General features: G+C 41.5%; 15 protein-coding genes. 10 read left to right on the forward strand and 5 right to left on the reverse strand.

What is annotated here, in order from left to right:
• Nucleotides 1-51 precede the first annotated feature (51 nt).
• From AB1K89_RS17125 to AB1K89_RS17165, 9 genes are all read left to right on the forward strand, one after another.
• Complete coding sequence (locus AB1K89_RS17125) at nucleotides 52-504, forward strand: hypothetical protein (RefSeq protein ID WP_413055908.1); 453 nt, start codon at nucleotides 52-54, stop codon at nucleotides 502-504.
• 16 nt (nucleotides 505-520) lie between these two features.
• Nucleotides 521-676: a hypothetical protein gene (locus tag AB1K89_RS17130; protein WP_201024404.1), complete on the forward strand. Its 156-nt coding sequence runs from the start codon at nucleotides 521-523 to the stop codon at nucleotides 674-676.
• A gap of 71 nt (nucleotides 677-747) precedes the next feature.
• Nucleotides 748-2,124 (forward strand): leucyl aminopeptidase family protein, encoded by a 1,377-nt coding sequence (locus tag AB1K89_RS17135; RefSeq protein ID WP_413055909.1) that lies wholly within the window; start codon nucleotides 748-750, stop codon nucleotides 2,122-2,124.
• Between the two features lie 146 nt (nucleotides 2,125-2,270).
• On the forward strand, nucleotides 2,271-3,305 hold the full coding sequence (locus AB1K89_RS17140; protein WP_413055910.1) for a serine hydrolase domain-containing protein: 1,035 nt from the start codon (nucleotides 2,271-2,273) through the stop codon (nucleotides 3,303-3,305).
• 54 nt (nucleotides 3,306-3,359) lie between these two features.
• The gene (locus AB1K89_RS17145) at nucleotides 3,360-3,797 is read left to right on the forward strand and encodes an NUDIX hydrolase (protein WP_413055911.1); all 438 of its coding nucleotides are present in this window, start codon (nucleotides 3,360-3,362) and stop codon (nucleotides 3,795-3,797) included.
• 26 nt (nucleotides 3,798-3,823) lie between these two features.
• Nucleotides 3,824-5,089, forward strand: a complete 1,266-nt coding sequence (locus AB1K89_RS17150) for a serine hydrolase domain-containing protein (RefSeq protein ID WP_413055912.1) — start codon at nucleotides 3,824-3,826, stop codon at nucleotides 5,087-5,089.
• A 57-nt stretch (nucleotides 5,090-5,146) separates the two neighbouring features.
• The gene (locus AB1K89_RS17155) at nucleotides 5,147-5,677 is read left to right on the forward strand and encodes a GrpB family protein (RefSeq protein WP_413055913.1); all 531 of its coding nucleotides are present in this window, start codon (nucleotides 5,147-5,149) and stop codon (nucleotides 5,675-5,677) included.
• 47 nt (nucleotides 5,678-5,724) lie between these two features.
• Entirely contained in the window at nucleotides 5,725-6,279 is a 555-nt protein-coding gene (locus AB1K89_RS17160; protein WP_413055914.1) for a GNAT family N-acetyltransferase, read from the forward strand.
• A 19-nt stretch (nucleotides 6,280-6,298) separates the two neighbouring features.
• A complete protein-coding gene (locus tag AB1K89_RS17165; protein ID WP_413055915.1) occupies nucleotides 6,299-6,802 on the forward strand; it encodes a GyrI-like domain-containing protein in 504 nt (167 codons plus the stop codon).
• A gap of 64 nt (nucleotides 6,803-6,866) precedes the next feature.
• Here AB1K89_RS17165 and AB1K89_RS17170 read toward each other — a convergent pair whose 3' ends face one another.
• From AB1K89_RS17170 to AB1K89_RS17185, 4 genes are read right to left on the reverse strand one after another with little or no spacing between them, the layout of a single operon-like run.
• On the reverse strand, nucleotides 6,867-7,433 hold the full coding sequence (locus tag AB1K89_RS17170) for a hypothetical protein (RefSeq protein ID WP_413055916.1): 567 nt from the start codon (nucleotides 7,431-7,433) through the stop codon (nucleotides 6,867-6,869).
• A 38-nt stretch (nucleotides 7,434-7,471) separates the two neighbouring features.
• Nucleotides 7,472-8,371 (reverse strand): TRM11 family SAM-dependent methyltransferase, encoded by a 900-nt coding sequence (locus AB1K89_RS17175; RefSeq protein ID WP_413055923.1) that lies wholly within the window; start codon nucleotides 8,369-8,371, stop codon nucleotides 7,472-7,474.
• 53 nt (nucleotides 8,372-8,424) lie between these two features.
• Nucleotides 8,425-8,985: a branched-chain amino acid aminotransferase gene (locus tag AB1K89_RS17180; protein WP_413055917.1), complete on the reverse strand. Its 561-nt coding sequence runs from the start codon at nucleotides 8,983-8,985 to the stop codon at nucleotides 8,425-8,427.
• Nucleotides 8,986-9,041: 56 nt separating this feature from the next.
• Nucleotides 9,042-9,944, reverse strand: coding sequence for a cation diffusion facilitator family transporter (locus AB1K89_RS17185; RefSeq protein WP_413055918.1), 903 nt, complete (start codon nucleotides 9,942-9,944; stop codon nucleotides 9,042-9,044).
• 293 nt (nucleotides 9,945-10,237) lie between these two features.
• On the opposite strand from AB1K89_RS17185, the gene argH reads away from it, so the two are divergent.
• The gene (gene argH / locus AB1K89_RS17190; protein ID WP_413055919.1) at nucleotides 10,238-11,566 is read left to right on the forward strand and encodes an argininosuccinate lyase; all 1,329 of its coding nucleotides are present in this window, start codon (nucleotides 10,238-10,240) and stop codon (nucleotides 11,564-11,566) included.
• 8 nt (nucleotides 11,567-11,574) lie between these two features.
• Here the strand turns inward: argH and AB1K89_RS17195 are convergent.
• A partial coding sequence (locus AB1K89_RS17195; RefSeq protein ID WP_413055920.1) for a hypothetical protein occupies nucleotides 11,575-11,934 on the reverse strand: 360 nt, incomplete at its 5' end.

Here is an 11,934-nt window from a genome sequence, read left to right on the forward strand (position 1 = left end):
CTTTTCCATCGGTCAGACGTATAGAATGTATGAAGTATGGAGGTGTTCGCCATGTTCGGAAGAAAAAAGACAAAAGAAGAATCTAGTAAAACATATTTCAACGTCGGCATCATTTCGGTCAATGAATTGGACGACGACCAGTATGAAGCGTGGACAGATGTATTAATGGATGTAGCTGAGAATGTAGGATCCACGACTTCTTTAATGCAAGCAGATTGGGAAGAAGAGCAGTTAAAAATTCTAAAAAAACGTTTTCCGGAAGTGGAAATGAACGAAACATTTTTTATGATAAATGAAATTATCCACGAAGACATTAAAAATGAAATCAGACTGTTAGAGCAAAAATATAAATGGAAGAAATTTTTTAACACGATTCCGCTGACGGATTATATTGACGCGGAAGATCGGATAGTTATGGACGCAAATAAGACGCTCTTTTGCACGAATGATGTGCAGGAAGCAGCCGAGTTTCTCAAGGGAGAAGGCAGAATAGAAGACATCTAAGTGAGGAGGAAACGGTATGGAAGGAAGCTATTTTGTAGGGTGGGGGACACTTGCTTTAATCAACGCCGGGATTGCGCAAGGGAAAAATAGGAGCGGGCTCAATTGGTTTTTATTATCGCTGTTACTAGGTCCATTTGCTACGTTCTGCCTTGTCATAGCCGATAAAAGATAATTCTTTTAAAAACGCTGACATATGGTAAACTATTTCTATACTCGAAATAAATAGACTTAGGGGGAAGAGAAATGTCAGAAGTGAAGATCATTTTTGTAAATGATAAATTGATTAGCGGCAACGAAGCACGGAAAAGTTACGTCGCACAACAGAAGGGCGGCCATTGTTCGCTCTTAATCGAAGATACTCATTATGTCATCATAAAGGAAGCCGAAAAGGCAAATTTAGAAAAGGTTCGTTCGACGGCAGGGGACATTGCACGTAATTTGTCTTCGCAAAAAGTGGATAAGGCGATTGTGCAGGAAGGCGTTCTAGGGAATGTATTCGCTAGCTTGGATAAAGAGGAAGTCCATACTGCATTCGCGGAAGGATGGGATCTCGGTTCCTATCAATTCCTGCCATATAAATCTGAAGCGAAGAAATTCAACACGGAATTGCAAGTCGATGAAAGCGATATGCAAGCGGCTGTTCAAGCGGGGAAAATCCGTGCAGCGGCAACCACTTTCTCTCGTGACTTGATGAATGAATTATCGGACGTCCTGAACCCCGAAACGTATCCTGAAGTATTGAAGCAAAAGTTCGATGGGAAAGACGTTGAAATAACTGTACACGGGAAAGAGCAGCTTGAAGAGATGGAAATGAACGGTCTCCTGACAGTTTGCCGAGGCAGCCAATACAAACCGTCATTCGTAGAGATCCGCTATGAAGGAGATGCGTCCAAACCGCTTGTCGCACTTGTCGGAAAAGGTGTCACATTCGATACAGGCGGAATCAGCCTAAAAAGCGGCAAAGACTTGAGCAGCATGCGTATGGACATGGGCGGTTCTGCGGCTGTTGCAGGAGCAATGCAACTGCTTGTCGATTCAAAAGCGAAGGTGAATGTCGTCGCATTGATTCCGATGGTGGAAAATACACCGGATGCAAATTCCGTATTCCCTGGGGAAGTGATCCGTTATAAAAACGACAAAACCGTTCAAGTGGGCAATACAGATGCAGAAGGCCGTCTCATTTTGGCGGATGCCCTTATCCGTGCGGGTGAATTGAACGCTGAATATATCGTTGACATCGCAACGTTGACAGGCGCTATCGTCAATGCACTTGGCTCGGAAATTGGCGGCGTCTTCGGTGATGAGGAATTATCATTCGTCATGAAAAAAGTGGGCGATCAAAACGGCGATTTCGTCTGGCCGATGCCGTTAGTTGAAGCATACGACAAGTCATTGGCAAGTGATTACGCGGATATGAACAATATCAGTTCACTAAACTTTGCGGGCTCGATCACGGCAGGTCTTTTCCTACGCCGCTTCGTACCGGAAAACAGCAAATGGCTTCACGTCGACATGGCGGGCATGATGAGCAAGTCAAGTGCATCCGGATACTACGCAAAATCAGCAACAGGCTACGGTGCAAGATTATTGGCTGACTACACTGTTGAAATTTCGAAATAAAAAAGAACGAAGAGGATAGTATGTTCAATTTGAGCATATATCCTCTTTTATTATGCATTGTATTCTCTATATTAGGAATATAGTGTAAGATGAATAGTGTATAAGGAAATATTTGTTTTTTGTCTGAGGGGGATAGTTGAAAACAAATGGAGACCGATAAATACGAGAAAATAGTTAACCGATTGATAAAATCAAAACATATTCATGAGTCCGTTTTATTTATTGAAAACATGAGTGGAGATTTTTCATATAAAAATGAGTATGGGGGCAAGAATATAGACGCGCCATTACTAATGGCAAGCATAACGAAATTGTTTACAACTGCTTGTATTCTAATTTTGCGTGAGCAAGGTAAGTTGTCACTCGCTGATAAAGTGACAGAATACCTCGATAGCAGCATACTTAGCAGACTTCATATATTTAAGGGACAAGAATATACTTCAAAATTGACAATCGCTAGTTTGTTATTTCAAACAAGCGGACTACCGGATGCCTACGTAGAAAGCAAAAACAACATTAAAAAACGTGTCCTCCTTGAAGATATGCATATTCCTTTTGATGAAATGATAACGCTTACCAAACAATTGAAAACGCATTTTGCACCTAACAAATTGAAAAGGGCTCATTATGCAGACATCAACTTTGATCTCCTCGGAAAGATAATTGAAACCATTACCAACTCCTCATTGGAAGATGTTTATAAATCTTTGATTTTTGAACCATTAAATCTTGTGAAAACCTATTTACCTAGAGATGAGCATGACTTCACTCCAACTATTTATTATAAAGAGACCGCTATTTCCCGTCCGAAGTACATCAGATGCTGTCGTGCTAGTGGTGGCGGTATTAGCACAGCTCGTGAATTAATGATATTTAGTAAAGCGTTCTTTGGAGGGAGTCTGTTTAACAAAGATGTTTTTTATCAGTTAGAAAAGTATAACAAGTTACAAGCTACCATGTACCCAATTCAATATGGCGGTGGCTACATGCGAATACCGTTAAACGGAATACCTACACTTTTTATGGGAAAAGGAGAGTTAGTTGGACATTCGGGCTCAACAGGTTCATTTGCTTTTTATTTTCCTCAAAAGGATCTGTTTTTTGTAGGAGATGTAAATCAAATGGCGATTCCTGTACTTCCCATTCGGTTGGCGATGCGGCTGGCGATCTCAAGTAAATAATGAATCGGATCCGAAATTCAAGATTGGAAATAGATTTGAAATGAAAGAGGGGGAATGACTTTGGGACAAAATACGAGACAGGTTTATACACCACCTAAACATTTTGTTTCAGCTGCAACGATTGTACTCAATGATCAAAATGAAATTTTATTAATTAAAGGACCGATGAGAGGGTGGGAAATGCCAGGCGGAATCGTTGAGGAAGGCGAGTCTTTGAAAGATGCAGCAATTAGGGAAACGAAAGAGGAGTCAGGCATTGATGTTGAGATTATTAAATTCTGCGGGATTTTCCAAAATGTGAACAAATCAATTTGTAATACCTTGTTTTTGGCTAAGGCAATTGGAGGCAATTTAACAACTTCGCCAGAGAGTTTAGAAGTAGGTTTCTTTCCTATCGAACAAGCTTTGGAGATGATAACTCTAGGGAACTTCAGGCAAAGAATAGAGTATTGTCTTGACGACAGCCTTCAACCTTTTTATGTGGAATTTTAGTTTATATGGCAAGGAAGTGTGAACTGATGCAGGCACTACGATTAAAATTAGAAGAATATATTAACGAATATCTAAAGTTGTGGGACTTTTTTGGAGTTGTTCAAGTGATCAAAAAAGGGGAAGTTCTTTTTGAACGTGCATGCGGTTATGCAAGTATCGAGTTTGGAATAAAAAATGATATGAACTCTCGCATCTCCATCGCTTCTATGTCAAAACAGTTTACAGCCTTTGCGATTATGCTCCTCTACGAAAAGAAAATGCTGGATATCGATAAACCTGCACATTTATACCTCCCTGCCGGCATGAAGATTGATGAGTCAATTACTGTTCATCATTTATTATCGCACACCTCAGGTTTATATAATTTCACCAACTTTGTAGATGATTTTTTTGCTGGCTACAACAGAATGGATTATTCAAGAAACTATTTTTTTCAAAGGTATATTAATAAAAAACCTACAAAGCCAGCGGGAACGGTATTTGATTACAATAACTCAAACTATAATTTGCTTGCGTGGATCATTGAAAATGTTTCAGGGGAAACATACGATGATTTTCTAAGAAACCGCATATTCCAGCCTTTACATATGATGAACAGCGAAGTGGATGATGGTTGTAAACCGATTAAAAACAGATCATGTAATTACGTAAAAGATTTTGACGCAACAATTAAATGTCCGTATTTTAATGAGAAATTTAGCATCGGTGCAGGTGCTATTATTTCAAACTGTGAGGATTTGTTCAAATGGTATACCTGTTTGCGAGATCGGAAACTACTTTCTGAGAGAGTGTATACCAGGTTTTTTAGCGTTAACCAAAATAATTACTGCTATGGATTAGAGCATACTTATGTTTACGGGACAGACAAGTATTCCCATGGAGGGGATCACCTTGGGATTTGTACTTATATGCAGAATTTTTTCGATGAAGATATTTGTATCATCATTCTTTCCAATAATGAGGCGATAAATCAATACAAATTGGGAAATGCAATTTCAGATATTCTACATCATGTTGATGTAGATGCTCCGACTAAACAGCCAGAGGTTCCAATCAATGAAAGTCAGCTTAAAAAGTATTGCGGCACATACTTGAAAGATAAGATTGAAGTGGAATTCCTTGATGGCAAATTATACTTTACAAGATTCTCTGGCAATCTTCATATTGAAATCTACCCGGTAGGTGAAGGGAAATTTGCTAGAAGATATTCTGATCAAATCTATCCATACAATATTGTTGAGAATGAGAAAGGCGAGATGTCGTTTTTCGGATATATAAAGGAAACCCCGTAAAATAGGATTATCATCAATAGGGAAATAGAAATTGTTATATGGCAAGGGGAGATTTACTTGAAAATCAGGTTGTCTGCGTACAATGAAAAATGGGTTCAAATGTTCAATGATGAAGCTTTATTGCTGCGAGGCATATTCGGGGAGGAAATCATTAAAGTTGAACATTTTGGGAGTACTGCTGTTCCAGGGATGAAGGCAAAGCCTGTCATTGATATGATGTGTCTCGTGAAAGACATAATGAATATCGATACGTTTAATGAGCAGATGCTTTCGCTTAAATATGACGTTGCTGGTGAATGGGGAATTGAAGGCCGACGGTTGTTTCGCAAGGGTGGAGATAACAGAACTCATCACATTCATGTTTATCAGCATGACAACTCTCAAATTCAACGACATCTGATATTACGAGATTATTTAAGAGCTCACCCTGACGAAGTCGCACGATATACATATTTAAAAGAAGAGTTGGCTCAACGGTATGATGATACCGCTTTATACAGCAAAGCAAAAAAAACTTTCGTAAAGGAATTGGAACAGCGTGCGGTGAATTGGTTTGAAAACCAGGTGATCATAAATCGTTGCGAGTGATCATAATCCACTACAATCTTACTGAAGAACTGAAGGGAGTCCGAATTATGATCAATAACCTACAAAGCGACATAGTCATTCTTCGAGAAATGGAAGAAAACGATTGGAAGGATGTTCACAAATATGCATCGCAACAAAAGGTTTGTCAATATCAGCCTTGGGGACCAAACTCAGAGCAAGAAACCAAGGATTTTGTGCAGCAAGTTCTCAGAGATGCAAAAAAGGAACCGAGAAGCCGATTTGTGTTTGCAGTAATTGTTAAGGAAAGCGGAGAAATGGTTGGTGCAGGAGAGATAAATATTAGAGACTTTAGCAATAGAGTCGGTGAGATAGCATACATAGTGAACCCTCAATATTGGGGGAAGGGATATGCGACAGAAGTAGCGAAGTTATTAATTGCATACGGCTTTAATGAATTTAGTCTACATCGCATTTTTGCAACTTGTGACCCGAGAAATATTGGATCATCAAGGGTCTTAGAAAAGATAGGAATGATTAAGGAAGGTAGGATGCGTGAGAATTTATTACTAAGAGACGGCTGGCGTGATTCGCTTTTATACAGCATTTTAGAACATGAGTTTTTCCTAGATAAGATTACGTAAATTACAAGGGGGATTTATAATGCAAAACTTCCATTATGAAATAGTAGAGATACCTGCGTATCGGGGAATCGGATTAAAGTGGGATGGACCGTACACAGAAGTTAGCACTTTGAAAAAATTTATAAGTAGCATGAGTGGGAGAGTAGGAGAGTTAGATCACGCAATCAATCCGAAAGTGCAATTAGGACTGTCCTATCATCTTCGTCCTGATGGGTTTGTACATTATTCTGTGTATGAGGTTACCGGAGAACAGCAGCTTCCTGAAGGTATGGTGGAAATACATGTACCTGAAATGACTTACTTAATGGTACATCATACAAAAGATCAAATCATTGGTCAGACTTATGACAAGATCTACCAATGGTTGAAGGAAAGTGAGTATGAGCCATTTATGGAGCCTAATGTGGAATATTACGATGCTTTACCGATAAAACATGAACGATATCCGAATGATCGCGATGTTAACAATCCGCATTTTGATATCTTAATTCCTATTAGTAAGAGGACAAAATCAAATAATTAAATAGCTGATAGAAGAAAGGACATAACATTTTAGAATGACTAAAATGTTATGTCCTTTCACTTCGCTACTTAATGAACTTCTCAATCTCATCCTTATGATCTTCCATTAATTTATCTAACACCGCATTCGCCTTTTTATTCAATTCATCAACATCAAAGTCTTTATTATCCCACATCGGCTCGCCTAGCACTTTTTCTACATAGGCTTGCAGATAGACACCTATTTCCTGACTCGCTGTTACATGCTTTTCAAAAAACTCTTTTGGCTCCATTCCCAGTTTTTTAGCTTGCGACTCATAGAACTTCCGCGTATCCTTAGCGATTTCAGATTCATCGTCATCCGGCGGATAGGAATCAACAATTGAATCCTTAGACAACTGAATTTCCTGAAGTTCTTCTGACACATCCAGATTCAGTCTCTTTACTTCTTGTTCTGCCAATTTCGCTTTAATCATCCCATCTAGATTATTAAGAATTTTATCATCCGGATATAATAAGCGCAGTTCACCGACAGTAATTTCTTCCCCTCTTACAATGGCGGCAACGTCTTCATCATCATACTTTGAAATGGAATTACATCCAGCTAGGATCATCAAACAGCTTAGTAACAAAACGCTTACCAATCTCTTCATCGAGATGACACCCCCCAGTACTACGTGAACTTTCTCCTTCATTCACAAACGACGACTTGCCGTTCGAACGTCCCTTTTTTCGCTACACAACGGTCCACGATTTCGAAGCCAGCTTCCAATATCATATGATCCATCGGCTCAATCGTAACGACTACGAGTCTCGAAGTAATCCGTCTAGCATCTTTTATTATATCCAGTTGTCCTTCAGCGGTAATATGTGTAAATAAATTATACGGCATGTCGATAATCGCGGCATCATATGTATCCGTCACTTCGGAAATAGGGCCCTTAACAACTTCACCTTCCAAACCGAAGTGGGCGAGGTTCTTTCTTGAGCCAAGACAGACGAGAGGGTTAATATCCCTTCCGACGATGTCAATGTCCATGGAGCGAGCTTCCACCAAAACAGTTCCGATTCCGCAGCAAGGATCGATCGCCCGGATCCCTTCAGGATGTGGTACGGCAATGTTAGCGACGGCTCTCGCAACACGGGTGCTCAGCGCTGTGGAATACATATGGGGCTTTTGCATATGGAATCTCCATATCGGCTCGCTTTCCTGAACGATGCCGAAATGCCAAGTCCCTTCCAGCAAGACGACCCCAAAGTTCACTTCGGGCTCTAGTAAATCCGCTTCCCCTTGAATTACTTCCCCGATCTTGCGTTCAATGCTGCGCCTCTCTGGTTGGCGTAGTTTAGCTGTGGAAGAGAGGGCAATCGAATTCAGGCAAGTCACTTTGAATGTCTTATGGGTGACAAATTCAGATGCCTGCTCTATTATCTCTTCCAAATCATTTTCGGAGAACAGAATTTCCAGACGCTCTTTCATGAAAGGGCTTCTGCTAGGATCAATCTTCACATTGCTCTTAATGACGTTCGATAGACTGTCAAAGCCGAAAAAAGCCCTCATTTCCAATCGACATAGATCATGTTCGTCCATTTGCCGTACATAAGTGTAGATGAATTCCTTGTTTTCAACTTCAAATGCATGCTTCAATTTGCTGCCTCGATCGCTTCAAGCAAATTGAAGATGAATCGATAGGCGAGATCCATCGTATCTTTCATAGCCATCTCTTTATGGAAACCGTCCAATTGATCGAGCGGTACATTGACGTCCCATAGCCCGTCCTTGTCGGAAAACATGGCACTATATGTTTTTGATCCGACATTCGCATCCAAATATTCCTTCAGGAAAGAACCCCACTTTTTCTGCACTTTCAAACCGAATAGGACCGTGAACGTCTCGAAGACATCATCCATTTCAAATGCAATTCCATCGACTCCGATTGTTTCGAAGGCATTCGATTCGACGTAGAGGAATTCATCAACGTTCTTCGAAAAATAAGAGACCGGTTCATTCATGAATGATTCCGGTTCCGCTTGGATTACTTCCTCTGTCTCTTTCAAGCATCTTTCAATGACTGGAAAGCTCCATTCTTTATTGTCAGTTTCCGTAGTTTCCTGAATCAATCCTTGTTTGACTGCGTACGCTCGTTCAATTGGAAACAATAATTCATTTTCAGCGACCAAATGCGCTATTTTATCTTTCAACATCAAAGACACTCCTTTTCATTCACCAGTATACATTACTTCATAGCCCTTCTGCCGGATTATTCATCCGGATACCAAGGATTTAAATGGATGAGCACTTCATCTACATCCGCGTGTTCATCAATGATCAAATTTCGGATTTTGCTTGAAATATCGTGACCTTCCTGGATTGTCAACGTTCCGGAAATGCCGATCCTCAAATCGACGAGAACATAATGACCATGCTCCCGTGCGCGTAATCGGTCGATCCTTTTCACTTCTGGGACTGTGCGGATCAACGTCGCAAATTCCCGTAGACGTTCTTCCGACACGTTCTTTTCCATTAGTATATCCATTGCCTCAATACCGATTTCGTAAGCTAGTCTGAGGACAAGCACCGAGACGATCACACCTGCAAATGGATCACCGTATAACAGGATCGGGATATGATAGGCATCACCGATCAACGCCAACCCGATACCGACAACAGCTGCGAGGGATGCATAAACATCAGCCAAATGGTCGTATGCTGTTGCTATCAATCCTTTACTGTTCACCTTTTTCCCGATGCGCATCGTGTAAATATAGAGAGCCTGCTTCCAGAAGAGGGAGAGGATGGCCGTGATTAATGCAATGACACTCGCCTTCGCCGGCACTTTAAAAAATGTTTTTACGGCCTCATATCCGATATAGATGGCAGCAATCCCTAAAATGATGGCAACAAGGCCGGATCCGATGACTTCAGCTTTCCCGTGCCCGTAAGGATGGTCTTCATCAGCGGGGCGTTGCGAATATCTCATGGACGTCAAGGCTGCGGCTGAGGCGACAACATCTCCTGCGTTATGGAAACCGTCCGCGAGCAAGACGGGACTATTAAAAAGCACACCAACAAGGATTTTCAATACGGTTAATACAATATTGCTGATCAGGCTTATCCAAATCGCAAAGACCGAAGCGATGGAATGGTTTTGTTTTGTTGTCATTTACTATGCCTCCAAGCTGATTTTCCCTGGGGAAACAAAAACCCCTGACATATTGTTGTCAAGGGCTTGGGTAAAAAATATCTATAGTTGCGTTCAATATTGGATTTTATCATGATCATCACTCTTTTTTCGTCAATGAATTAAGCATAGCATTACTTCATATAGCGAGCAAGAAATTGGCAACACATGATAATATATTGAACAAAGTTGTTTCGGATTTCATTGCAATTGAATGATGAAATCATTATAATACAATAAAATGAATAAAAATACATACGAGAGGTTGATTATACATGAAGCTTTGGGGAGGACGTTTTACAAGCCGTGCAGATGAAATAATGGAGCAGTTCAACACGTCATTGCCGGTCGACTATAGATTATACAAAGAAGATATCGCTGGAAGCTTGGCTCACGTCACGATGCTCGTCCATACCGACCTATTGACACCGGAGGAAGGGGATTTGCTCGTTCAAGGTCTGGAATCGATCCTGCATGATATCGACAACGGTGAACTTGTCATCGAAGGGGACTATGAAGACATCCATTCATTCGTGGAAATGCATTTAACGGAAAGGATCGGGGAAACAGGGAAGAAGCTCCATACGGCACGTAGCCGGAATGACCAAGTGGCGGTCGATATGCGCCTATATGCAAAGAATAAAGCGGTCGAGGTGATGGACGGCTTGCAGACACTGATTGATTCCTTGCATGCAAAAGCGAAAGCGAATAACGTCATCATGCCTGGATATACACATTTGCAGCGTGCGCAAGTCGTCACATTTGGACATCATTTAGGAGCCTATGAGCAAATGTTCAAGCGTGATAAAAAACGTGTTGGCAATGCACTCGAACTGCTCGATGAAAACCCGTTAGGATGCGGGGCGCTTGCCGGGACGACACATGCAATCGATCGTGAAATTACAACCAATCTACTAGGTTTCGCGAAACCGGTCGATAATTTTCTCGACGGTGTGAGCGACCGCGATTATATGCTGGAACTCATGTCCGATTTCTCCATCATCATGATGCATTTGAGCCGTTTGAGCGAAGAGCTGATTTTATGGAGCAGCCAAGAATTCAAGTTCATTACAATGGCGGATGCCTATTCGACGGGCAGCAGCATCATGCCGCAGAAGAAAAACCCTGACGCGGCGGAACTCATCCGCGGCAAAACGGGAAGAGTATACGGTTCCTTATTCGCATTATTGACGACGTTGAAAGGCTTACCGTTGACGTACAACAAAGACATGCAGGAGGATAAAGAGCAATTTTTCGACGCTCTCGACACTGTATTGGATTGCATGGAAATCATGTCGAAGATGATCGACACATTGAAAGTGAATGCCGACAATATGAAAGCGGCCATCAAAGCCGGCTTCCTGAATGCAACTGAAGTCGCTGATTACTTGGTAGCAAAAGGCACCCCATTCCGCGATGCACATGAAATCGTCGGGAAGATCATCATTTATTGCGAAGCGGAGAAGAAGGCGATCGAGGATTTGACAGTGAAGGAACTCTCGATGTTTAGCGATAAGATAATGGATGATATTTACGATTATATCGATTACGAAAACATATTGACGAAAGGCAATAAGGGGTTAATGAAGGAGATTGGGGAATAAAAAGCTGATTAACTTCTAACAAGGAGCCCCGCGTCCAAAGTGGTGGCTCCCGCGTCCAAAGTGATGAGTTTCACGCCCAAGGTGAGGCATTTCGCGTCCAAGGTGATGCATTCCGCGTCCAAAGTGATGCATTCCGCGCCCAAAGCATCGCGTTTCGCGTCCAAAATGATGCATTCCGCGTCCAAAGCGATGCGTTCCGCGCCCAAAGCAAGGCATACCGCGTCCAAAGCGAGGCATTCCGCGCCCAAAGCAAGGCATGCCCCGCTCATAACCATTAAAAAGCCAGAGGGAATGGCACTGACTATCTTTTTTGAGACAAGTAAAAAACACCTTATTAAGCAGCCAGTTGTCGGTATTGTACCGGCGAT

Source organism: Sporosarcina pasadenensis, assembly GCF_047228845.1.
Lineage (GTDB): Bacteria > Bacillota > Bacilli > Bacillales_A > Planococcaceae > Sporosarcina.

Excerpts from the sequence above, each read along its gene's own strand:
- AB1K89_RS17130 (WP_201024404.1), top strand. The coding sequence starts at position 521 with ATGGAAGGAAGCTATTTTGTAGGGTGGGGGACACTTGCTTTAATCAAC.
- AB1K89_RS17165 (WP_413055915.1), top strand. The coding sequence starts at position 6,299 with ATGCAAAACTTCCATTATGAAATAGTAGAGATACCTGCGTATCGGGGA.
- AB1K89_RS17135 (WP_413055909.1), top strand. The coding sequence starts at position 748 with ATGTCAGAAGTGAAGATCATTTTTGTAAATGATAAATTGATTAGCGGC.
- argH (WP_413055919.1), top strand. The coding sequence starts at position 10,238 with ATGAAGCTTTGGGGAGGACGTTTTACAAGCCGTGCAGATGAAATAATG.
- AB1K89_RS17160 (WP_413055914.1), top strand. The coding sequence starts at position 5,725 with ATGATCAATAACCTACAAAGCGACATAGTCATTCTTCGAGAAATGGAA.
- AB1K89_RS17180 (WP_413055917.1), bottom strand. The coding sequence starts at position 8,985 with ATGTTGAAAGATAAAATAGCGCATTTGGTCGCTGAAAATGAATTATTG.
- AB1K89_RS17150 (WP_413055912.1), top strand. The coding sequence starts at position 3,824 with ATGCAGGCACTACGATTAAAATTAGAAGAATATATTAACGAATATCTA.
- AB1K89_RS17175 (WP_413055923.1), bottom strand. The coding sequence starts at position 8,371 with ATGGACGAACATGATCTATGTCGATTGGAAATGAGGGCTTTTTTCGGC.
- AB1K89_RS17170 (WP_413055916.1), bottom strand. The coding sequence starts at position 7,433 with ATGAAGAGATTGGTAAGCGTTTTGTTACTAAGCTGTTTGATGATCCTA.
- AB1K89_RS17185 (WP_413055918.1), bottom strand. The coding sequence starts at position 9,944 with ATGACAACAAAACAAAACCATTCCATCGCTTCGGTCTTTGCGATTTGG.
- AB1K89_RS17125 (WP_413055908.1), top strand. The coding sequence starts at position 52 with ATGTTCGGAAGAAAAAAGACAAAAGAAGAATCTAGTAAAACATATTTC.
- AB1K89_RS17140 (WP_413055910.1), top strand. The coding sequence starts at position 2,271 with ATGGAGACCGATAAATACGAGAAAATAGTTAACCGATTGATAAAATCA.
- AB1K89_RS17145 (WP_413055911.1), top strand. The coding sequence starts at position 3,360 with ATGACTTTGGGACAAAATACGAGACAGGTTTATACACCACCTAAACAT.